The organism is Enterobacter cloacae complex sp. IR5403 (assembly GCF_049238705.1).
Lineage (GTDB): Bacteria > Pseudomonadota > Gammaproteobacteria > Enterobacterales > Enterobacteriaceae > Enterobacter > Enterobacter hormaechei_C.
Genome location: NZ_JBMKHP010000008.1, coordinates 37,327 through 59,304, shown reverse-complemented (window position 1 = coordinate 59,304; position 21,978 = coordinate 37,327). Strand labels below are relative to the sequence as shown.

The following is a 21,978-nucleotide window of genomic DNA, read 5'->3' as shown; positions in this document are numbered from 1 at the left end:
GACTCGGTAATGATATGCGCCGATGCTACAATGTACGCCGATTAATGTTAACCCTCTGGAGCCGTAAGTGTCCTCTTTGCCCGTCGCCGTCGTCCTTCCTGAGCTACTCGCAGCCTTAGAACATGCGCCACAGGTTTTGCTCAGCGCGCCCACCGGGGCGGGTAAATCCACCTGGCTGCCCCTGCAAATTCTGCGTGAGGGGAGCATCAGCGGGAAAATTATCCTGCTGGAGCCGCGCAGGCTGGCGGCGCGCAATGTGGCGCAGCGCCTGGCGGAACTGCTGGATGAAAAACCGGGCGAGACGGTAGGGTACCGGATGCGCGCCGAAACCTGCGTTGGACCATCCACGCGGCTGGAGGTGGTCACCGAAGGCATTCTCACCCGTATGCTGCAAAACGATCCGGAGCTGACCGGCGTCGGGCTGGTGATCCTTGATGAATTTCACGAGCGCAGCCTCCAGGCCGATCTGGCCCTTGCGCTGCTGCTCGACGTTCAGCAGGGGCTGCGCGACGACCTTCGGCTGCTGATTATGTCGGCGACGCTGGATAACGAGCGGCTCCGGCAGACGCTCCCTGATGCGCCGATGATCGCCTCTGAAGGGCGTGCGTTCCCGGTCGAGCGCCGGTATCAGCCGCTGCCTGCCCATCAGCGTTTTGACGAAGCGGTTGCCATCGCCACCGCCGAATTGCTCCGTCAGGAGCCCGGCTCGCTGCTGCTGTTTTTACCCGGCGCAGGCGAAATCCAGCGCGTACAGGAGCAACTGGCATCCCGGGTGAACAGTGACGTTATGCTGTGCCCGCTCTACGGCGCGCTGCCATTGGCTGACCAGCGCAAGGCGATCCTTCCCGCACCGGCGGGGCAGCGCAAAGTGGTGCTGGCGACCAATATCGCGGAAACCAGTTTGACCATCGAAGGCATTCGCCTGGTAGTGGACAGTACGCAGGAGAGGGTGGCCAGTTTTGATCCGCGTACCGGGCTGACTAGGCTACTGACGCAGCGCATCAGCCAGGCCTCGATGGTGCAGCGCGCAGGGCGAGCAGGGCGTCTTGAGCCGGGTATTTGCCTGCATTTAACCAGCGCCGAGCAGGCGGAGCGTGCGGCATTGCAGAGCACGCCTGAGATTTTACAAAGCGATCTCTCCGGGCTGGTGATGGATCTGATGCAGTGGGGCTGCCCGGACCCTGACCAGCTCACCTGGCTTAATCCTCCGCCTGTCGTCAACCTTTCCGCCGCGCGCAGCCTGCTGACCCAGCTTGGCGCGCTGGAAGGCGAGCGACTGACGGCGCACGGTCAGAAAATGGCGGCGCTGGGCAACGATCCGCGTCTGGCGGCAATGCTGGTGGCAGCACAGGGCGACGATGAAATTGCCACGGCGGCAAAACTGGCGGCTATTCTTGAGGAGCCGCCGCGCGGTGGCAGCAGCGATCTGGGACAGGCCTTTTCACGCCATCAGGGAAACTGGCAACAGCGCGCGCAGCAGCTGTGTCACCGCCTGAAGAGCCGGGGAGGATCGCCTGACAGCGATAAAGTTATCCCTCTGCTGGCCCAGGCCTTCCCGGACAGAATTGCGCGCCGTCGCGGGCTGGATGGTCGCTATCAGCTGGCAAATGGGATGGGCGCGATGCTGGACAGCGATGACGCCCTGACGCGCCATGAATGGCTGATTGCGCCGCTCTTACTCCAGGGTAGTCACTCCCCGGACGCGCGCATTTTACAGGCGGTTGCCGTGGATATTGACGCTCTGACGCGTGCCTGCCCTCAGCTGCTTCAGCAATCTGACATCGTGGAATGGGATGATGCCCAGGGCACGCTGAAGGCGTTCCGTCGTAGCCAGATTGGTAAACTGACGCTCGGGACGAAACCGCTGGCGAAGCCGTCGGAAGAAGAGTTACACCAGGCGATGCTGAACGGCATTCGGGAAAAAGGGCTGAGCGTACTGAACTGGACGCCTGAGGCCGAACAATATCGTATACGTCTGCACTGCGCCGCGAAGTGGCTGCCGGAACAGGGGTGGCCAGCGGTGGATGATGAGACGCTGCTCGCGACGCTTGAACAGTGGCTGTTGCCGCAGATGAGCGGTGTACACTCGCTGCGCGCCCTGAAGGCGCTTGATGTTAAGGCAGCGTTACAGAATTTACTGGACTGGTCGTTACGTCAACGTCTGGATAGTGAACTGCCAGGGCATTACACTGTGCCAACCGGGAGCCGGATTGCCATTCGTTATCATGAGGATAATCCGCCGGCTCTGGCGGTTCGGATGCAGGAGATGTTTGGTGAGGCTACCACGCCGTCCATTGCAGAAGGGCGCGTTTCTCTGGTGCTTGAACTGCTGTCCCCGGCGCACCGACCGTTGCAGATCACCCGCGACCTGGGGGCGTTCTGGGCGGGGAGCTACCGTGAAGTGCAAAAAGAGATGAAGGGGCGGTATCCCAAACATGTCTGGCCGGACGATCCGGCGAATACCGCGCCGACACGGCGCACGAAGAAGTATTCGTGAGTAAGGTGAAAGAGGGGAGTGCGGCCTGGATTGTGCGGCCTGATGCCCTCACCCCGGCCCTCTCCCACGGGGAGAGGGAGAAAACACTAAAGACTTTCCTGACAGGAAAGTCTTGCTGTTTATTTTGAGAGATTTCTTCTTTCACTGACCTGTGCAAGATAAGAAAATCTGGCCTTTGCGCCTGAATGTTGCGGAGAAAAAGCATGGCGGGGAATGACCGCGAGCCAATAGGACGTAAGGGAAAGCCGACGCGTCCGGCGAAAGAAAAGGTAAGCCGTCGTCGCCTCAGAGATGAGGAGTATGACGATGACTATGAAGACGATTATGAGGATGAAGAACCGATGCCGCGTAAAGGGAAAGGCAAAGGGCGTAAGCCTCGTGGGAAGCGCGGCTGGTTCTGGCTGCTGCTGAAGCTGTTCATTGTTTTTGTTGTCCTGATCGCGATTTACGGCGTTTATCTGGATCAGAAGATCCGCAGCCGTATCGACGGGAAAGTCTGGCAATTGCCTGCGGCAGTGTACGGCCGCATGGTGAACCTTGAGCCGGACATGTCCATCAGCAAGAACGAGATGGTGAAGCTGCTGCAAGCCACGCAGTATCGTCAGGTCACGAAAATGACCCGTCCGGGTGAGTTTACCGTCCAGGCGAAAAGCATTGAGATGATCCGCCGTCCGTTCGACTTCCCGGACAGTAAAGAAGGGCAGGTGCGCGCGCGTCTGACCTTTGACGGCGATCGTCTGGAAACCATTGAGAACATGGATAACGATCGCCAGTTCGGTTTCTTCCGTCTCGATCCGCGTCTCATCACCATGCTGTCGTCCGCAAACGGCGAACAGCGCCTGTTCGTGGCGCGTAACGGCTTCCCGGATCTGCTGGTGGATACCCTGCTGGCAACTGAAGACCGCCACTTCTACGAGCACGACGGTATAAGCCTTTATTCCATTGGGCGTGCGGTACTGGCGAACCTGACCGCCGGGCGTACGGTGCAGGGGGCAAGTACCCTGACCCAGCAGCTGGTGAAAAACCTGTTCCTCTCCAGCGAGCGCTCTTACTGGCGTAAAGCCAACGAAGCGTACATGGCCGTGCTGATGGATGCGCGCTACAGCAAGGATCGTATCCTTGAACTGTACATGAACGAGGTGTACCTCGGTCAGAGCGGCGATAACGAGATCCGCGGCTTCCCGCTGGCGAGCCTGTACTACTTTGGTCGTCCGGTAGAAGAGCTGAGCCTTGACCAGCAGGCGCTGCTGGTGGGCATGGTGAAAGGCGCGTCGATCTACAACCCGTGGCGTAACCCGAAACTGGCGCTGGAGCGTCGTAACCTGGTGCTGCGTCTGCTGCAACAACAGCAGGTGATTGACCAGGAGCTGTACGACATGCTGAGCGCGCGTCCGCTGGGCGTTCAGCCGCGCGGTGGGGTGATCTCTCCGCAGCCTGCGTTTATGCAGATGGTACGTCAGGAGTTGCAGTCTAAGCTCGGAGATAAAGTGAAAGATCTCTCCGGCGTGAAAATCTTTACCACCTTCGACTCCGTGGCGCAGGATGCCGCAGAAAAAGCGGCGGTAGAAGGTATTCCGGCGCTGAAAAAGCAGCGTAAGCTGAGCGATCTGGAAACTGCGATGGTAGTGGTTGACCGTAACACCGGCGAAGTTCGTGCCATGGTGGGCGGTGCTGAGCCGCAGTTTGCGGGCTATAACCGTGCCATGCAGGCGCGTCGTTCGATTGGTTCACTGGCAAAACCGGCGACCTATCTGACCGCGCTGAGCCAGCCGAATCTTTATCGCCTGAATACCTGGATTGCCGATGCGCCAATTTCCCTGCGCCAGCCTAACGGCCAGGTATGGTCACCGCAGAACGATGACAGACAGTTCAGCGGTCAGGTGATGCTGGTGGATGCGTTAACCCGCTCGATGAACGTGCCAACGGTTAACCTCGGGATGGCGCTGGGCCTGCCAGCCATCACCGACACCTGGCAGAAGCTGGGCGTACCGAAAGATCAGCTGCACCCTGTTCCGGCCATGATCCTGGGGGCGCTTAACCTGACGCCAATCGAAGTGGCGCAGGCGTTCCAGACCATCGCCAGCGGCGGTAACCGAGCGCCGCTCTCCGCTCTGCGTTCGGTGATTGCCGAAGATGGTTCCGTGCTGTATCAGAGCTTCCCGCAGGCTGAGCGCGCTGTTCCGGCGCAGGCGGCCTATATGACGCTGTGGACCATGCAGCAGGTTGTTCAGCGTGGTACGGGCCGTCAGCTGGGGGCGAAGTATCCGGGCCTGCATCTGGCAGGTAAAACCGGGACCACCAACAACAACGTGGATACCTGGTTCGCCGGTATTGATGGCCGTGAAGTGGTGATCACCTGGGTGGGTCGCGATAATAACCAGCCGACCAAACTTTACGGGGCGAGCGGGGCGATGTCGATTTACCAGCGCTACCTCGCGAATCAGTCTCCGGTGCCGCTGAACCTCGTTGCCCCGGAAGATATCGTCGATATGGGCGTGGACAGCTCGGGTAACTTCATTTGCGGCGGTGGCGTGCGTACGCTGCCGGTCTGGACGACCAACCCGGATGCGCTGTGCCAGCAAAGCCAGCCAGAAGAACCGACAGGTAACCCGTTCGATCAGTCTTCTCAACCTCAGCAGCCGCAGCAGCAACAGCCGCAGCAGCAGGAAGAGAAGAAAGACAGCGATGGCGTCGCCGGCTGGATCAAGGATATGTTCGGCGGGAACTAACCCTACTGATACCCCCTTCTCAGGAAGGGGGTATTTTTTTCACCTCAGTAACTCATTTCCTTAACCCTGTTTTCAATCCTTATTAACGACCCGTTTTCCGTTGATTATTTCTTAAACCCTCAATTCTTGTAGGGCCGCATATCGCTTGCTATGCCGTCAGCGTTTCGCATATTATTCTGCGGTCATAATAATAATTCTCGTTTACGTTATCATTCACTTTTCCATCAGAGATCCATCATGGCGCTTTCCAATACTGCTCAGCCAATTAACACGTCGCTGCGTAAACTCGCAGTCGTCGTAGCCACAGCGGTTGCCGGCATGTCTGCTTACGCACAGGCCGCTGAAACCCCCAAGAAAGAAGAAACCATCACCGTGACTGCCGCACCGGCAGCGCAGGAAAGTGCCTGGGGTCCTGCACCGACGATTGCAGCGAAGCGCACTGCAACGGCGACGAAAACCGATACACCGATCGAGAAAACCCCGCAGTCCATTTCCGTGGTGACACGTGAAGAGATGGACATGAAACAGCCGGGAACGGTTAAACAGGCGCTGGCCTATACCCCAAGCGTTTTCGCAACGCGCGGCGCATCAACAACTTACGATGTGGTTTCGATTCGTGGTTTCACGACCTCCAGCACCGTGAATACCAACCAGTATCTGGATGGTATGAAGTTGCAGGGAGACAACTACTCTGAAGCGTCCATGGACCCGTACTTCCTTGAGCGCGTAGAGCTGCTGCGTGGCCCGACGTCCGTACTGTATGGCAAAAGCCACCCGGGTGGGGTGGTGAGTATGGTCAGCAAGCGTCCAACCACGGAACCGTTGAAAGAAATTCAGTTCAAAATGGGGACGGATAATCTCTGGCAGACCGGGTTTGATTTCAGCGACGCGATTGACGATGACGGCGTGTGGTCCTACCGTCTGACCGGTCTGGGGCGCAGTGAAAACGCGCAGCAGGAAATGGTGAAGTCTACTCGTTACGCGATTGCGCCGTCTTTCAGCTGGCGTCCTGATGATAAAACCGATTTCACTTTCCTGAGCAACTTCCAGAGCGATCCGGATGCGGGTTACTACGGCTGGCTGCCGCGTGAAGGTACCGTTGTGCCTTACTATGATGCTAACGGAAAAGCGCACAAACTGCCGACCGATTTCAACGAAGGCGATGAAGACAATAAGATCTCCCGTCGTCAGAAAATGGTGGGTTACAGCTTCGCGCATGAATTCAACGACACCTTCACCGTGCGTCAGAACCTGCGTTATACCAAAATCAACACGCTTTACCGTTCAGTTTACGGTAACGGCTATATCGCCCCGGCCCAGATCAGCCGCGCGTACGTGCGCTCAGATGAAGACCTCAACTCGTTCACGGTTGATACACAGCTCCAGTCGAAATTCGCGACCGGCGCCGTTGACCATACGCTGCTGACGGGTGTGGATTACCTTCGTATGCGCAATGACATTGATGCTGACTACGGTACCGCCGATCCGATCAGCATGAACAATCCGCAGCACGGCAATGCGAACGTCAATGTGAACTTCCCGTATGCCATGCTCAATCGCCAGGAGCAGACCGGGCTCTATGCGCAGGATCAGGCGGAATGGGATAAGTGGGTACTCACCCTGGGTGGGCGCTATGACTTTGCGAAAACGTCTGCCTTTAACCGTAATAACGGGACCACCGCGGAAATTAACGATCAGGCATTTACCTGGCGCGGGGGGATTAACTACCTGTTCGACAACGGGATCACCCCATACTTCAGCTACAGTGAATCCTTTGAGCCGCTCTCTGGTACCACCCAAGGTGGCAAACCGTTCGATCCGGCGCGCGGCAAGCAGTATGAAGCGGGCGTGAAGTATGTTCCGAAAGATCTGCCTGTTGTGGTGACGGCCGCGGTCTACCAGCTGACCAAGAACAATAACCTGACCGCCGATCCGGCGAACCCGACCAGCGGCTTTAGCGTGCAGGGCGGTGAAATTCGCTCCCGTGGCTTTGAGCTGGAAGCGAAAGCGGCGGTGTCGGCTAACGTGAACGTAACGGCGGCCTACAGCTACACCGATGCGGAATATACCCACGATACCTGGTATGAAGGTCGTCGTCCGGCAGAAGTACCGCGCAACATGGCATCCCTGTGGGCGGATTACACCTTCCACGAGACGGCGCTGAGTGGCCTGACTGTCGGTGCGGGCGCGCGTTACATCGGTAACACGGTGACGTACTACTCCTCAGCGTCGCCTAAAGCCTATGAGTCCTTTAACGTCGCGGGTTATGCCCTGGCGGATGCGACCGTGAAATACGATCTGGCGCGCTTCGGTCTGCCGGGCTCTTCCGTCGGCGTCAACGTGAACAACATCTTTGACCGTGAATACGTCTCCAGCTGCTACAGCGAGTATGCATGCTACTGGGGAGCAGGACGCCAGGTTGTTGCCACCGCGACCTTCCGCTTCTAACCTCTTTCTGGGCACGGTTCGCCGTGCCCTTTTTATTTAAGTTGGCTGACATGCAGGATAATAAAACGCAATCCGACTCCACCTTCACGCTCAACAATCTCTCCTTTCGCGTACCCGGGCGCACCTTGCTGCATCCGCTTTCTTTGACGTTTCCCGCAGGTAAAGTGACCGGTTTAATCGGGCACAATGGTTCCGGTAAATCGACGCTGCTGAAGATGCTGGGTCGTCATCAGCCGCCGTCCGAGGGCGACATATTGCTGGATGATCAGCCGCTGGCGAGCTGGAACAGTAAGGCCTTTGCCCGCAAGGTGGCCTATCTGCCGCAGCAGTTGCCGCAGGCGGAGGGGATGACGGTGCGCGAGCTGGTGGCGATTGGACGTTATCCGTGGCACGGTGCGCTCGGGCGTTTTGGCGTCGCTGACAGAGAGAAAGTGGAAGAGGCGATCGCGCTGGTTGGGTTAAAACCGCTGGCGCACCGTCTGGTGGATAGCCTGTCCGGTGGCGAGCGTCAGCGCGCATGGATCGCGATGCTGGTGGCGCAGGACAGCCGCTGCCTGCTGCTCGACGAACCCACGTCGGCGCTGGACATTGCTCATCAGGTTGACGTCCTGGCGCTGGTGCATCGCTTAAGTCAGCAGCGCGGCCTGACGGTGATTGCCGTTCTGCATGATATCAACATGGCGGCACGCTATTGCGACTACCTGGTAGCGCTGCGCGGCGGTGAAATGATCGCTCAGGGTACGCCTGCCGAACTGATGCGCAGCGAAACGCTGGAACATATCTACGGTATTCCTATGGGCATCCTGCCTCACCCGGCCGGTGCTGCACCCGTGAGCTTTGTCTACTGATGCTGGATCCAACATTCATTAGCCGCCGTCGCCTGCTGACAGCCATGGCGCTCTCACCGCTGCTGTTAAAGATGGGCCCGGCCCGCGCTGCCGCTATCGATCCGCACCGCATCGTGGCGCTGGAGTGGTTGCCCGTCGAACTGATGATGGCGCTGGGCGTGACGCCCTACGGCGTGGCCGATATTCCCAACTACACCCTGTGGGTGAATGAGCCAAAACTGCCGGACTCCGTCATCGACATCGGTCTGCGTACGGAGCCGAACCTTGAGCTTCTCACCCAGATGAAACCGTCTTATTTATTCTGGTCTGCGGGGTATGGCCCGTCGGAAGAGACCATGGCGAAGATTGCGCCCGGACGGGGCTTTTCCTTCAGCGACGGCAAAAAGCCGCTGACCATGGCAAAAAATTCCATCCACGAGATGGCGCAGTTCCTCAACCGTGAGGCTCAGGCGAAAAAACATCTCGATGAATTTGATGCGCTGATTGATTCCCTCAAGCCGCGCTTTGCCCACCGTGGCGATCGGCCTTTGCTGATGGTAACCCTGCTGGATGCCCGCCATATGCTGGTCTTTGGAAATAACTGTCTGTTCCAGGAAGTGCTCGACAGCTTTGGCATTCGCAATGCCTGGGAAGGCGAGATGACATTCTGGGGCAGTACCGCCGTGGGGATTGACCGTCTGGCGGCGTTTCGTGATGTGGACGTGCTGTGCTTCGATCACGGGAACGAGCGCGAAATGCAAACCCTGATGGCGACCCCGCTCTGGCAGGCAATGCCGTTCGTCCGCGAGCAGCGCTTCCTGCGCGCGCCAGCGGTATGGTTCTACGGCGCGACGCTGTCGGCAATGCATTTTGCCCGCGTGCTGGACAATGCACTGGGAGGCAAGGCATGAGCACGCGGATGGCCCGTTTCCCGATGTTGCTGTTAGCGCTCATTTTTCTGGCTGCCCTGGCGTTAACCGGCTTTAACCTGACCACGGCGTTACCGCGCGATCAGTGGGCAGCCGCGTTTGCCGCACCGGATATCGATAATATTCAGCAAATGCTGTTCCACTACAGCCTGCTGCCGCGTCTGGCTATCTCCCTGCTGGTCGGGGCGGGACTGGGACTGGTGGGCGTACTGTTTCAGCAGGTGCTGCGTAACCCGCTGGCAGAGCCGACCACGCTGGGCGTGGCGACGGGGGCTCAGCTGGGGATCACCATCACTACTCTCTGGACCCTGCCGGGAGCGTTAACCTCGCAGTTTGCCGCGCTGGCAGGCGCATGTGTGGTCGGTGCGCTGGTCTTTGGCGTGGCCTGGGGAAAACGTCTCTCGCCGGTCACGCTGATCCTCGCGGGGCTGGTCGTCAGCCTCTACTGTGGGGCAATCAACCAGCTGCTGGTGCTGTTTCACCACGACCAGCTGCAAAGCATGTTTATGTGGAGTACCGGCACGCTCACCCAGACCGACTGGAGTATCGTCCAGCGCCTGTGGCCGCAGCTGTTCGGCGGCGTGGTGCTGACGCTGCTGCTGCTGCGTCCGCTGACGTTGATGGGCCTCGATGACGGCGTGGCGCGCAATCTGGGGCTGGCGCTGTCGCTGGCGCGTCTGGCGGCCCTGACCCTGGCGATTGTGCTGAGCGCGTTACTGGTTAACGCTGTCGGCATCATCGGGTTTATCGGCCTGTTTGCGCCATTGCTGGCAAAAATGCTCGGCGCGCGCCGTCTGCTGGCGCGGCTGATGCTGGCTCCGCTGATTGGCGCGCTGATCCTCTGGCTTTCCGATCAACTCATTCTCTGGCTGGCGCGCGTCTGGATGGAAGTTTCCACGGGCTCGGTGACGGCCCTGATCGGCGCGCCGCTGCTGCTGTGGCTGTTGCCGCGCCTGCGCAGCATTAGCGCCCCGGCAATGGATGCCGGCGATAAAGTACATGCCGAACGTCAGTCGGTGGTGTGGTTCAGCCTTGCCGGGCTGGCGGTGCTGGTTATCGCCTCGTTTGCCGCACTCTCGCTGGGACGCGACGCCACGGGCTGGCACTGGGCGACGGGTGATTTGCTGCATGAACTTATGCAGTGGCGCTGGCCGCGGATCTTCTCCGCGCTGATTGCGGGCGTCATGCTGGCGGTGGCGGGCTGTATTATCCAGCGTCTCACCGGCAACCCGATGGCAAGCCCGGAAGTATTAGGGATCAGCTCCGGGGCCGCGTTTGGCGTAGTGTTGATGTTGTTCCTCGTGCCGGGAAATGCGTTCGGCTGGCTGATGCCTGCCGGGAGTATCGGCGCGGCAGTCACGCTGATGATTATCCTGATCGCCTCCGGGCGAGGGGGGTTCTCACCTCACCGCATGCTGCTGGCCGGGATGGCGCTCAGCACCGCGTTTACTATGCTGCTGATGATGTTGCAGGCGAGCGGCGATCCGCGCATGGCGCAGATCCTGACCTGGATTTCCGGTTCAACGTACAACGCCACCGGCAGTCAGGTGGTGCATACCGGGATTGTGATGATTGTGCTGCTGGCGATTGTGCCGCTGTGCCGTCGCTGGATGACCATTCTGCCGCTGGGTGGGGATACCGCCCGCGCGGTCGGGGTGGCGCTGACGCCAACGCGTATCGCCCTGTTGCTGCTGGCCGCGTGCCTGACGGCGACGGCCACCATGACTATCGGCCCGCTCAGTTTTGTCGGATTAATGGCGCCGCATATCGCCCGTATGATGGGCTTCCGCCGGACTTTGCCGCATATCGTGATCTCTGCGCTGACGGGAGGGGCGATCCTGGTCTTTGCTGACTGGTGCGGAAGGATGGTGCTGTTCCCGTATCAGATCCCGGCGGGCCTGCTGTCGACCTTTATCGGCGCGCCGTACTTTATATATCTGTTGAGAAAGCAGAGTCGGTAATAAAAGTAAACGGCAATCCTTAGATTGCCGTTTTCGTGTTTGCTCCCTCTCCCTGTGGGAGAGGGTTGGGGTGAGGGCATCAAGCCGCACATTTTACAGCTTCGCAAACACCTTACGCGCTGCGTCGATGGTGTTATTGATATCTTCTTCGCTGTGCGCCACGGACATAAAGCCCGCTTCAAACGCTGACGGCGCAAGATACACGCCTTCTTCCAGCATCAGGTGGAAGAAGCGTTTGAAGCGTTCCACGTCGCATTTCACCACGTCCTGATAGCAGGTCACGGTTTTCGCATCGGTGAAGAAAATCCCGAACATCCCGCCGACGTGGTTTACCACCAGCGGGATACCCGCGTCTTCTGCGGCTTCCAGCAGGCCGTTTGCCAGCTGCGTCGTCCGGTCCGTCAGGGTTTCGTGGATACCCGGCTGCGCCACTTCGGTCAGACAGGCAAAGCCCGCCGCCATCGCAATCGGGTTACCGGAGAGCGTACCCGCCTGGTAAACCGGACCGGTTGGCGCCAGCGCGTCCATTACGTCCTTACGGCCGCCAAACGCGCCGACGGGCATGCCGCCGCCAATGATTTTGCCGAGGCAGGTCAGATCCGGCTCAACGCCGTAGTATGACTGCGCTCCCGCCAGCGCGACGCGGAAACCAGTCATCACTTCGTCGATGATCAGCAGCGCGCCGAACTCATCGCACAGCGCGCGCAGGCCCGGCAGGAAATCCGGCTGCGGTGGAATACAGTTCATGTTGCCCGCCACCGGTTCAACGATGATGCAGGCGATCTCCTGCGGATACTGCTCGAACGCGGCGCGAACGGTGTTCAGATCGTTATAGGTGCAGGTCAGCGTGTGTTTCGCGAAATCAGCCGGCACCCCCGGAGAGTTTGGCTGGCCGAGGGTCAGCGCGCCGGAACCGGCTTTTACCAGCAGGCAGTCGGCATGGCCGTGATAACAACCTTCGAACTTGATGATCTTGTCACGACCGGTAAAACCGCGCGCCAGACGGATAGCGCTCATGGTCGCTTCGGTACCGGAGTTCACCATACGCACCATGTCCATCGTTGGCACCAGCTCGGTGACCAGCTCCGCCATTTTGACTTCCATCTCGGTTGGCGCGCCGAAACTCAGGCCGCGCTGAGCGGCTTCAATCACCGCGTTGCGGATCGCCGGGTGGTTGTGCCCCAGTACCATCGGGCCCCAGGAGCCGACGTAATCGACATAGGCTTTACCATCCACATCATACAGATATGCGCCATCCGCACGTTCGATAAACAGCGGGGTGCCACCCACGCCGGTAAAGGCGCGCACGGGTGAATTCACGCCGCCTGGGATAAGCTCGCGGGCTGCGCTGTAGAGGTTTTCAGACTTGCTCATGGCGTCGTTCCTGGTTCGTAGAAATAAGTTAAGGCAACTATTCTAAGTGATTCGGAAGAGGTTATAAAATTTTTGCCCCTCAGAAGGCTTAACAATTGTTAAGTATTTTTCAGGGGACGATGGGATTGTCTCTGGTAGAATCCCTGCGGCCTTTTGTATGACGAAACAGAACAGGTAATGAACGAGAACACGCCTTCTTTTGAACAACAACAGTTTACGCGCGCGAAGCACCGGGTCAGTATCCGGCGGCTGCTCAACCGTGACAAAACCCCGTTAGCCATTCTGCTGGCAGCCGCCGTGGTTGGTACGCTGGCCGGTCTGGTGGGGGTCGCATTCGAGAAAGCGGTCAACGCGGTGCTCAACTGGCGCATAGGTACCGTCGCCAGCTTTGCCGATCGGGAATGGCTGGTCTGGGTGTGGGCCTTTGGCCTTTCAGCACTGTTTGCCATGGTGGGCTATTTTCTGGTGCGTAAATTCGCACCTGAAGCAGGTGGCTCGGGGATCCCTGAAATTGAGGGGGCGCTGGAGGAGCTACGCCCGGTTCGCTGGTGGCGGGTGCTTCCTGTGAAATTTATCGGCGGGATGGGAACCCTCGGGGCGGGCATGGTGCTCGGTCGGGAAGGGCCAACGGTACAGCTGGGCGGTAACGTCGGGCGCATGGTCGGCGATCTGTTCCGTATGCGCAGCGCCGAAGCACGGCATACGCTGCTGGCGACGGGGGCCGCCGCGGGGCTGTCTGCGGCGTTTAACGCGCCGCTGGCGGGTATCCTGTTTATTATTGAAGAGATGCGCGCCCAGTTCCGCTACAACCTGATCTCCATTAAAGCGGTGTTTACCGGCGTGATTATGTCGAGCATTGTCTTTCGCGTCTTTAACGGCGAAGGTGCGGTGATTGAAGTTGGCAAGCTGACCAATGCGCCGGTCAATACTTTATGGCTGTATCTGGTTCTTGGGATGATTTTTGGCGTCGTCGGCCCGCTTTTTAACACCCTGATTTTACGGGCGCAGGATATGTTTCAGCGCATCCATGGCGGAAATACCACGAAATGGGTGCTGGTGGGAGGCCTGCTTGGCGGCGTGTGCGGGATCCTCGGCTTTATCGAACCGAATGCGGCGGGCGGCGGTTTCGGCCTGATTCCCATTGCCGCGGCGGGGAATTTCAGCGTAGGCCTGCTGCTGTTTATGTTTATTTCACGCGTCATCACCACGGTATTGTGCTTCTCCTCCGGCGCACCGGGCGGCATTTTCGCTCCGATGCTGGCACTTGGGACGCTGCTGGGTACGGCGTTCGGGATGGCGGCGGCGGCAGGGTTCCCGGCCTACCATCTGGATGCGGGGACGTTTGCGGTTGCGGGAATGGGGGCGCTGCTGGCGGCCTCCCTGCGCGCGCCGCTGACCGGGATCGTACTGGTGCTGGAAATGACCGACAATTACCAGCTCATTTTGCCAATGATCATTACCTGTCTCGGCGCGACACTATTAGCCCAATTCCTGGGTGGAAAACCGCTATACTCCACCATTCTTGCCCGTACCCTGGCGAAACAGGAAGCTGAACAGGCCCTGAAGCAGAATACTTGAATGAATTACCAGGGTATTAGATAATGACAAAAAGAATTGGGTGATTTTTGCCCAATAGCAGTCGCAGTATTCATGGGAGCATAAGATGAGTGATGACGTAGCGTTGCCGCTGGAATTTACCGAAGCAGCAGCGAAAAAAGTGAAAACCCTGATTGCCGACGAGGACAATCCGGATCTGAAACTGCGTGTTTATATTACCGGCGGCGGCTGTAGTGGCTTCCAGTATGGTTTTACCTTTGACGATCAGGTTAACGATGGTGATATGACTATCGAGAAACAGGGCGTCGCGCTGGTGGTTGACCCGATGAGCCTGCAATATCTGGTGGGCGGTTCAGTGGACTACACTGAAGGTCTGGAAGGTTCGCGCTTTGTGGTGACTAACCCGAATGCAACCAGCACCTGCGGGTGTGGTTCGTCGTTCAGTATTTAAGCCTGAATGCAGATTGTAGGCCCGGTAAGCGAAGCGCTACCGGGCTTATAAACGATATCTATCTTGAATTTTCATCCAGCGCAAAGGTCGGCAGCTTCAGGTGCCAGCGTATCGCCGCTAAACGGATCACCAGCGTGACCACCATCCCCAGCATCGCCGCATTCTCCAGCGGGACAGCAAAGGTGTAATACGCCGTGGCGTGAACAATCCCCCCGATGATACAGGCCGTCGCGTAGATTTCCGTTCGCAGGATCATCGGGACTTCTCGCGCCAGTATGTCGCGAATAATCCCTCCGCCCACGCCGGTTAACACGCCCATGCAGATCGCCACCAGCGGGCCAGTCCCGGCAATAAAGGCTTTATTCACGCCTATCCCCACAAAAACCGCCAGACCGACGGCATCCAGCACCGGCAATATCCATTTTGGCAGTCTGCGAGGCTGACGAACCAGCACGATGGTTAACAGGCAGGTGACCATCGCCACCACCAGGTCCGTGGGATCTTTTACCCAGAATACCGGGCCGTTTGCCAGCGCCATATCGCGGATCGTTCCGCCTCCCACCGCCGTAACAACGCCGAGTACCAGTACGCCAAAAGGGTCCATGCGTAGTTTTCCGGCAAGCAAAACGCCGGAGATAGCAAAAACGGCTGTGCCAAGAATATCCAGCCAATACACGAGCATCGTTAAATCCTCGAAGGGGGTATTTATCTGTTTGAGTGACTCTCTGCAAGTTCGGCGCAGAGTTGTTTTGCGGCGAGGATAATACGCGGGCTGGCGCGTTCAAACCAGTCGCTGTTGAGTGCGATGACCGGAATTTTAAGCTGCCGATGCCAGAATTGTTCTATTTTAGGAATCTCGCTCGCATTTCCGACCACCACAATGGCCTGCGGTTGTCGGGCAAGAACCTGCTCACGACTGACCTGGGGCCAGGGAACCCGGCTTTCGGCAAAGATATTTTCACCTCCACAGGTCTCAAGCACCTGGTTCTGGATCGAACCTCTCCCGGTAGTGAACAGCGGCTGGCTGCCAAATTGCAGAAAAACGCGTTGTTTCGGTTGCGTGCCGTATCGGGCTTTTAGCGCGGCATAGTCGTTGAGCATCTGCTGTGCAGCCTGCCCGGCGCGTTGTGGGGTAGGGCTGAAGGGCGCGAGGTCACGGAGGGTTTGCGCCACCTGTTCGATGCTCACCGCGTCCACCCATTTCACCGTTATTCCCAGCGAAGAGAGCTGGTTCACCTGCCGTTCGGCATTACCGCCGCGCCAGGCGAGGACCAGATCGGGCTTTAGCGCCACGATGCGTTCCAGGTTCATTCCCTGCCAGGTGGCAACCTGTTCGATATGGGCGGCCTGCGGTGGATAATCGGAAAAGCTGCTCACCGCAACGGGCGTGATCCCGGCGGCAAACGCCAGTTCCGTATTGGCAGGGGAGAGAGTGATCACCCGCGGCGCGGCGATGAGCCAGGCCGGAGCGAGCAGCAGAAGCAGGGCGACCAGCGCCCTGAATGACACCTTACCCACGCGCCAGTTTCTGCACCAGGGTTTCCACCATCACGGTGGACTGTTTGGCCGCAACGGCCAGGAATTCGTCGAAGCTGATGTGGGACTGCTGGTCCGCCACGTCAGAGATCGCGCGAACGACCACGAACGGCACGCTGAAGTTATGGCATACGTGCGCGATGGCCGTGGCTTCCATCTCAACGGCCACAGCCTGCGGGAAGTTATGACGGATTTTCGCCAGACCGACAGAGCCGTTGATAAAGGCATCGCCGCTGACGATCAGGCCACGCACCGCATTGAGGTTCAGCTCGTTAATGCAGCTTTCAGCGGCGGCAATCAGCTTATCATCCGCTTTAAACCCGGCCGGGCAGCCTGGAAGCTGACCATATTCGTAGCCGAATGCGGTGACATCTGCATCGTGGTAACGCGCTTCGTCGGAAACCACGATATCGCCCACTTTCAGCGTCGGCGCCAGACCGCCCGCAGAACCCGTATTAATGATAACGTCAGGCTTGCAGCGCTCAAGCAGCAGGGTCGCGCCCAGTGCCGCTGCAACTTTACCGATGCCTGATTTCAGCAGAGCCACGTCAACACCGTTCAGCTGGCCGGTGTAGATCTCACAGCCACCGAGGGAGAGGGTCTGACGGTTCTCAATTTTGTCACGCAGCAGCGTAACTTCTTCTTCCATTGCACCAATAATGCCGATTTTCATAGATTTACTCGCGATGTGCCTTGTTAAGATGCATAGTCTATCATGCGGTTAAGGGGAAACGCATTCTCACGCGGGGGAGCACATGGCACCAATCGATTTTCGCACCAAAATTAACTGGCACCGACGTTTCCGTTCGCCACAGGGCGATAAGAGCGAACATGAGATCCTGCGCATTTTCGAAAGCGATCGCGGACGCATCATTAACTCGCCCGCCATCCGTCGGTTACAGCAAAAAACCCAGGTGTTCCCGCTGGAGCGTAACGCTGCGGTGCGTACGCGGTTAACGCACTCCATGGAAGTGCAGCAGGTGGGGCGCTACATTGCGAAAGAGATCCTCAGTCGCCTTAAAGAGCAACGTCTGCTGGAAACCTACGGACTGGATGAACTGACCGGGCCGTTCGAAAGTATCGTTGAGATGGCCTGCCTGATGCACGATATCGGCAATCCTCCCTTTGGTCATTTCGGCGAGGCCGCCATCAATGACTGGTTTAAACAGCGGCTTTTTCCCTCTGACGCCATAAGCCAGCCGCTCAGCGATGACCGCTGTGTGGTACGCGATTTACGCCTGCGTGAAGGCGAAGATAGCCTGAACGATCTGCGCCGTAAGGTGCGCCAGGATCTGTGTCATTTCGAGGGTAACGCGCAGGGGATCCGTCTGGTGCACTCCCTGATGCGGATGAATCTGACCTGGGCCCAGGTGGGCTGTATTCTTAAATACACGCGTCCCGCATGGTGGACCGGAGAAACGCCCGCCACGCATAGTTACCTGATGAAAAAACCGGGCTATTACCTATCGGAAGAAGCATACATCGCGCGGTTGCGTAAAGAACTGTCTCTGACCCCCAATGGCCGTTTTCCATTGACATGGATTATGGAAGCGGCTGATGACATTTCTTATTGCGTGGCCGATCTGGAAGACGCGGTGGAAAAAAGAATATTCAGCGTCGAGGAGCTGTATCAGCATCTTCATGATGCCTGGGGAGAGCATGAAAAAGGTTCTCTGTTTGCGCAGGTCGTCGAGAATGCCTGGGATAAATCGCGTTCAAATTCGCTGAGCCGCAGTACCGAAGATCAGTTCTTTATGTATTTGCGGGTGAACACGCTGAATAAACTGGTGCCGTATGCGGCCGCCCGTTTCATTGATAATTTGCCGATGATATTTAGCGGGGAATTTAATCACGCCCTGCTGGAAGATGAGAGCAGTTTTAGTCAGCTGCTTGAATTATATAAAAACGTGGCTGTTCGCCATGTTTTCAGCCACCCGGATGTCGAGCAGCTGGAGCTGCAAGGATACCGGGTTATCAGCGGGTTACTGGAGATTTATGGCCCGCTGCTCCAGTTGACGGTCGATGAGTTCAGTGAGCTGGCAGATAATGAACGTGTTCGTCGCCTGCCGATTGAATCTCGTCTCTATCAGAAGCTTTCAACCCGCCACCGGCTGGCATACATTGAGGCCGTCAGTAAAATAGATCGCCATTCTTCCCAATGGCCAGTCATGGAATATTATTATCGCTGTCGTCTTATCCAGGACTATATCAGCGGGATGACAGATTTGTATGCCTGGGATGAATACCGCAAGCTTATGGCCGTTGAATAAGCCATGAGTTTTGTAAAGACGACCAATAAATTTTTACTTTTTCCATAAACTTAATCCCGGAACTAAGCGGTATAAAACGAATCTGAGTTACACAGCAATTTTGCGTTATCTGGTAAATCGAGATTGAGAAACATGAAAAAAACCACATTAGCAATGAGTGCACTGGCTCTGAGTTTAGGTTTAGCGCTGTCCCCTCTGGCGACGGCGGCCGAGACAGCTTCCTCGGCAGCGACTGCGCAGCAGATGCCAAGCCTGGCCCCGATGCTCGAAAAAGTGATGCCATCGGTGGTGAGTATTAACGTTGAGGGCAGCACAACCGTCAATACGCCGCGTATGCCGCGTAATTTCCAGCAGTTCTTCGGCGACAATTCGCCATTCTGCCAGGACGGTTCGCCATTCCAGAGTTCTCCGTTCTGTCAGGGCGGCGGTGCAGGGGATGACGGCATGGGCGGCGGCCAGCAGCAGAAATTCATGGCGCTCGGCTCGGGCGTGATTATTGATGCAGCGAAAGGCTACGTGGTGACCAATAACCACGTGGTAGATAATGCTAACACCATTAAGGTGCAGATGAGCGATGGCCGTAAATTCGATGCCAAAGTGGTGGGTAAAGACCCGCGCTCCGATATCGCGCTGATTCAAATCCAGGATCCGAAGAACCTGACGGCGATTAAGCTTGCCGACTCTGACGCGTTGCGCGTGGGTGACTACACCGTCGCCATCGGTAACCCGTTTGGTCTGGGCGAAACCGTGACCTCGGGTATCGTCTCTGCGCTGGGACGTAGCGGCCTGAACGCGGAAAACTATGAAAACTTCATCCAGACGGATGCGGCCATTAACCGTGGTAACTCCGGCGGTGCGCTGGTTAACCTGAACGGTGAGCTGATCGGTATCAACACCGCTATCCTGGCACCGGACGGTGGCAACATCGGTATCGGCTTTGCTATCCCGAGCAACATGGTGAAAAACCTGACTGCGCAGATGGTGCAATATGGACAGGTGAAACGCGGTGAGCTGGGTATCATGGGTACCGAGCTGAACTCTGAGCTGGCGAAAGCGATGAAAGTGGACGCTCAGCGCGGCGCATTCGTAAGCCAGGTCATGCCGAACTCCTCGGCGGCGAAAGCCGGCATTAAAGCGGGTGACGTCATCACCTCGCTGAACGGTAAACCGATCAGCAGCTTTGCCGCCCTGCGTGCGGAAGTGGGTTCTATGCCAATCGGCAGTAAAGTGACCCTCGGCCTGCTGCGTGAAGGTAAGCCGGTTAACGTGAGCCTGGAACTGCAACAGAGCAGTCAGAATCAGGTCGATTCCAGCACCATCTTCAGCGGTATTGAAGGTGCCGAGATGAGCAACAAAGGGGCAGATAAAGGCGTGGTGGTGAACAACGTGAAAGCGAACTCACCTGCTGCCCGTATCGGCCTGAAAAAAGGTGATGTGATCATGGGCGCTAACCAGCAGCCGGTGAAAAACATCGCTGAACTGCGCAAAATTCTCGACAGCAAGCCGTCCGTGCTGGCACTGAATATTCAGCGTGGTGATACCTCTATTTATCTCCTGATGCAGTAATCTTCTTAAGCCCCTGTTCGCAGGGGCTTTCTCGTTTCTGTGACCTTTCCCACAACTCCATACATCTCTCTCTGCCTTTGGGCATCTGCACAATGCAGCCTTAGCTGAACTTCCCTATGCTTGAGCTCTGCTCACGGGAGGGTTATATGGCTGGCTGGCATCTTGATACCAAAATGGCGCAGGATATCGTGGCGCGAACCATGCGCATCATTGATACCAATATCAACGTAATGGATGCCCGTGGGCGCATTATCGGCAGCGGCGATCGTGAGCGTATTGGGGAATTGCACGAAGGGGCGTTGCTGGTGCTCTCTCAGGGGCGCGTGGTCGACATCGATGACGCCGTGGCGAAACATCTGCACGGGGTCCGTCAGGGGATCAACCTGCCGCTGCGTCTGGAAGGAGAGATTGTTGGCGTTATCGGTCTGACTGGCGATCCTGAATCGCTGCGTAAATATGGCGAACTGGTCTGCATGACGGCGGAGATGATGCTGGAGCAGTCGCGTCTGATGCATCTGCTCGCCCAGGACAGCCGCCTGCGCGAAGAGCTGGTGATGAATTTAATTCAGGCGGAGGAGCACACGCCTGCCCTGAGCGAGTGGGCGCAGCGTCTGGGTATCGACCTGAATCAGCCGCGCGTGGTCGCCGTTATTGAGGTGGATAGCGGCCAGCTTGGTGTGGACAGCGCCATGGTGGAGCTACAGCAGCTGCAAAACATGCTGGCGACGCCGGAGCGTAACAACCTGGTGGCGATTGTCTCTTTGACGGAAATGGTGGTGCTCAAGCCTGCGCTTAATCAGTTTGGCCGCTGGGACGCGGAAGATCATCGTCGCCGCGTTGAGCTGCTCATCGAGCGCATGAAGGAGAACGGACAGCTCCGTTTTCGCGTCGCGCTGGGAAATTATTTTACCGGGCCGGGAAGTATTGCCCGTTCATGGCGAACGGCGCGCACCACCATGATGGTGGGTAAACAGCGCATGCCGGAGAGCCGCAGTTATTTCTATCAGGATCTGATGCTGCCGGTCCTGCTCGACAGCCTGCGCGGTGGCTGGCAGGCCAACGAGCTGGCGCGTCCGCTTGTGCGTCTGAAAGCGATGGACAACAACGGGCTGCTGCGCCGCACGTTGCAGGCATGGTTCCGGCATAACGTGCAGCCGCTGGCAACGTCAAAAGCGCTGTTTATTCACCGTAATACGCTGGAGTATCGGCTTAACCGGATCTCGGAACTGACGGGGCTGGATTTAGGGAATTTTGACGACCGGCTACTGCTGTATGTGGCGTTGCAGCTGGATGAACAGAGATAACTGAGTGCGGTCTGGTGCCCTCACCCCATCCCTCTCCCACTGGGAGAGGGCGCACACATTAAAAACGGCAATCAAGGATTGCCGTTTTGCTTTTATTTCCGCGTCAATTTCTCAAGATCCGCTTCAATCTCGCTGATCTTATTGGTGACTACGCTTTCCAGGTGACGCAGGTCGTCAAGGATCTTACGTTTCAGATCGACCTCGCTGCGATCGCGCTGGCAGATTTGATCGAGTTCGTCGATCACGTAGCGCAGGTTAGGGCTGATTTCCTGTACTTCTTTATATCCCTGACCGATCCCGTCAGCGACAACGGTCTTACGCTGGCGAGGGTATTTAAACTTCACGCTTTTGGCGAAGAACTCTCCTTTGTCCTTGTGAAAATAGATTTTCAAAATATCGTTATTGGCTTCCTGGCGAAGACTATAACGATCAATTTCATCAGGATTGGTAATGCCCAGACTTTTCAGATTATCGTACATAGCGGTACCCTTGATCTCAACATAACCTATGAATAATTAACGAAAAAATC

Annotated in this window: 16 protein-coding genes; 11 read left to right on the top strand and 5 right to left on the bottom strand. The window is 57.5% G+C overall.

Annotated elements, in window-relative coordinates; genetic code table 11:
* Positions 1-67: 67 nt before the first annotated feature.
* The 6 genes from hrpB to fhuB all read left to right on the top strand — a co-directional run bounded on the left by hrpB (position 68) and on the right by fhuB (position 11,391).
* Positions 68-2,497, top strand: coding sequence for an ATP-dependent helicase HrpB (gene hrpB, locus ACOTW6_RS13230; protein ID WP_213789041.1), 2,430 nt, complete (start codon positions 68-70; stop codon positions 2,495-2,497).
* A gap of 203 nt (positions 2,498-2,700) precedes the next feature.
* Positions 2,701-5,226 (top strand): bifunctional glycosyl transferase/transpeptidase, encoded by a 2,526-nt coding sequence (mrcB, locus tag ACOTW6_RS13225; protein WP_090279721.1) that lies wholly within the window; start codon positions 2,701-2,703, stop codon positions 5,224-5,226.
* A 237-nt stretch (positions 5,227-5,463) separates the two neighbouring features.
* Entirely contained in the window at positions 5,464-7,674 is a 2,211-nt protein-coding gene (gene fhuA, locus ACOTW6_RS13220; protein ID WP_003856244.1) for a ferrichrome porin FhuA, read from the top strand.
* A 50-nt stretch (positions 7,675-7,724) separates the two neighbouring features.
* Positions 7,725-8,522, top strand: coding sequence for a Fe3+-hydroxamate ABC transporter ATP-binding protein FhuC (gene fhuC, locus ACOTW6_RS13215; RefSeq protein ID WP_032673639.1), 798 nt, complete (start codon positions 7,725-7,727; stop codon positions 8,520-8,522).
* A complete protein-coding gene (gene fhuD / locus ACOTW6_RS13210) occupies positions 8,522-9,412 on the top strand; it encodes a Fe(3+)-hydroxamate ABC transporter substrate-binding protein FhuD (protein WP_047051285.1) in 891 nt (296 codons plus the stop codon). The genes fhuC and fhuD overlap by 1 nt, the downstream gene beginning before the upstream one ends.
* Positions 9,409-11,391, top strand: a complete 1,983-nt coding sequence (gene fhuB / locus ACOTW6_RS13205) for a Fe(3+)-hydroxamate ABC transporter permease FhuB (protein ID WP_032625558.1) — start codon at positions 9,409-9,411, stop codon at positions 11,389-11,391. Before fhuD ends, fhuB begins: the two co-directional genes overlap by 4 nt.
* Positions 11,392-11,484: 93 nt before the next feature.
* Here fhuB and hemL read toward each other — a convergent pair whose 3' ends face one another.
* Positions 11,485-12,765, bottom strand: a complete 1,281-nt coding sequence (gene hemL / locus ACOTW6_RS13200) for a glutamate-1-semialdehyde 2,1-aminomutase (protein ID WP_015572714.1) — start codon at positions 12,763-12,765, stop codon at positions 11,485-11,487.
* A gap of 177 nt (positions 12,766-12,942) precedes the next feature.
* Here hemL and clcA point away from each other — a divergent pair, with 177 nt between their 5' ends.
* Together clcA and erpA are read left to right on the top strand one after the other, a co-directional pair.
* Positions 12,943-14,343: a H(+)/Cl(-) exchange transporter ClcA gene (clcA, locus tag ACOTW6_RS13195; RefSeq protein WP_017383743.1), complete on the top strand. Its 1,401-nt coding sequence runs from the start codon at positions 12,943-12,945 to the stop codon at positions 14,341-14,343.
* 85 nt (positions 14,344-14,428) lie between these two features.
* Positions 14,429-14,773, top strand: a complete 345-nt coding sequence (erpA, locus tag ACOTW6_RS13190; protein ID WP_003856230.1) for an iron-sulfur cluster insertion protein ErpA — start codon at positions 14,429-14,431, stop codon at positions 14,771-14,773.
* 58 nt (positions 14,774-14,831) lie between these two features.
* Here erpA and ACOTW6_RS13185 read toward each other — a convergent pair whose 3' ends face one another.
* Genes ACOTW6_RS13185 through mtnN form a run of 3 tightly spaced genes read right to left on the bottom strand, consistent with a single transcriptional unit; the run spans position 14,832 to position 16,982 of the window.
* Positions 14,832-15,455, bottom strand: coding sequence for a TRIC cation channel family protein (locus ACOTW6_RS13185; RefSeq protein WP_003856227.1), 624 nt, complete (start codon positions 15,453-15,455; stop codon positions 14,832-14,834).
* Positions 15,456-15,478: 23 nt separating this feature from the next.
* Complete coding sequence (gene btuF / locus ACOTW6_RS13180; RefSeq protein WP_062932322.1) at positions 15,479-16,291, bottom strand: vitamin B12 ABC transporter substrate-binding protein BtuF; 813 nt, start codon at positions 16,289-16,291, stop codon at positions 15,479-15,481.
* Positions 16,284-16,982, bottom strand: a complete 699-nt coding sequence (gene mtnN / locus ACOTW6_RS13175) for a 5'-methylthioadenosine/S-adenosylhomocysteine nucleosidase (RefSeq protein WP_003856223.1) — start codon at positions 16,980-16,982, stop codon at positions 16,284-16,286. Before mtnN ends, btuF begins: the two co-directional genes overlap by 8 nt.
* An 82-nt stretch (positions 16,983-17,064) precedes the next feature.
* On the opposite strand from mtnN, the gene dgt reads away from it, so the two are divergent.
* The 3 genes from dgt to ACOTW6_RS13160 all read left to right on the top strand — a co-directional run bounded on the left by dgt (position 17,065) and on the right by ACOTW6_RS13160 (position 21,449).
* Positions 17,065-18,579 (top strand): dGTPase, encoded by a 1,515-nt coding sequence (dgt, locus tag ACOTW6_RS13170; RefSeq protein ID WP_048210796.1) that lies wholly within the window; start codon positions 17,065-17,067, stop codon positions 18,577-18,579.
* A gap of 132 nt (positions 18,580-18,711) precedes the next feature.
* Entirely contained in the window at positions 18,712-20,145 is a 1,434-nt protein-coding gene (gene degP, locus ACOTW6_RS13165; protein WP_003856219.1) for a serine endoprotease DegP, read from the top strand.
* A gap of 146 nt (positions 20,146-20,291) precedes the next feature.
* Complete coding sequence (locus tag ACOTW6_RS13160) at positions 20,292-21,449, top strand: CdaR family transcriptional regulator (protein WP_003856217.1); 1,158 nt, start codon at positions 20,292-20,294, stop codon at positions 21,447-21,449.
* 92 nt (positions 21,450-21,541) lie between these two features.
* On the opposite strand, the gene ACOTW6_RS13155 is transcribed toward ACOTW6_RS13160, so the two are convergent.
* The gene (locus ACOTW6_RS13155; protein WP_003856216.1) at positions 21,542-21,928 is read right to left on the bottom strand and encodes a DUF3461 family protein; all 387 of its coding nucleotides are present in this window, start codon (positions 21,926-21,928) and stop codon (positions 21,542-21,544) included.
* Positions 21,929-21,978: the final 50 nt, after the last annotated feature.

Excerpts from the sequence above, each read along its gene's own strand:
- mrcB (WP_090279721.1), top strand. The coding sequence starts at position 2,701 with ATGGCGGGGAATGACCGCGAGCCAATAGGACGTAAGGGAAAGCCGACG.
- fhuA (WP_003856244.1), top strand. The coding sequence starts at position 5,464 with ATGGCGCTTTCCAATACTGCTCAGCCAATTAACACGTCGCTGCGTAAA.
- fhuC (WP_032673639.1), top strand. The coding sequence starts at position 7,725 with ATGCAGGATAATAAAACGCAATCCGACTCCACCTTCACGCTCAACAAT.
- fhuD (WP_047051285.1), top strand. The coding sequence starts at position 8,522 with ATGCTGGATCCAACATTCATTAGCCGCCGTCGCCTGCTGACAGCCATG.
- fhuB (WP_032625558.1), top strand. The coding sequence starts at position 9,409 with ATGAGCACGCGGATGGCCCGTTTCCCGATGTTGCTGTTAGCGCTCATT.
- hemL (WP_015572714.1), bottom strand. The coding sequence starts at position 12,765 with ATGAGCAAGTCTGAAAACCTCTACAGCGCAGCCCGCGAGCTTATCCCA.
- clcA (WP_017383743.1), top strand. The coding sequence starts at position 12,943 with ATGAACGAGAACACGCCTTCTTTTGAACAACAACAGTTTACGCGCGCG.
- erpA (WP_003856230.1), top strand. The coding sequence starts at position 14,429 with ATGAGTGATGACGTAGCGTTGCCGCTGGAATTTACCGAAGCAGCAGCG.
- ACOTW6_RS13185 (WP_003856227.1), bottom strand. The coding sequence starts at position 15,455 with ATGCTCGTGTATTGGCTGGATATTCTTGGCACAGCCGTTTTTGCTATC.
- mtnN (WP_003856223.1), bottom strand. The coding sequence starts at position 16,982 with ATGAAAATCGGCATTATTGGTGCAATGGAAGAAGAAGTTACGCTGCTG.
- dgt (WP_048210796.1), top strand. The coding sequence starts at position 17,065 with ATGGCACCAATCGATTTTCGCACCAAAATTAACTGGCACCGACGTTTC.
- degP (WP_003856219.1), top strand. The coding sequence starts at position 18,712 with ATGAAAAAAACCACATTAGCAATGAGTGCACTGGCTCTGAGTTTAGGT.
- ACOTW6_RS13160 (WP_003856217.1), top strand. The coding sequence starts at position 20,292 with ATGGCTGGCTGGCATCTTGATACCAAAATGGCGCAGGATATCGTGGCG.
- ACOTW6_RS13155 (WP_003856216.1), bottom strand. The coding sequence starts at position 21,928 with ATGTACGATAATCTGAAAAGTCTGGGCATTACCAATCCTGATGAAATT.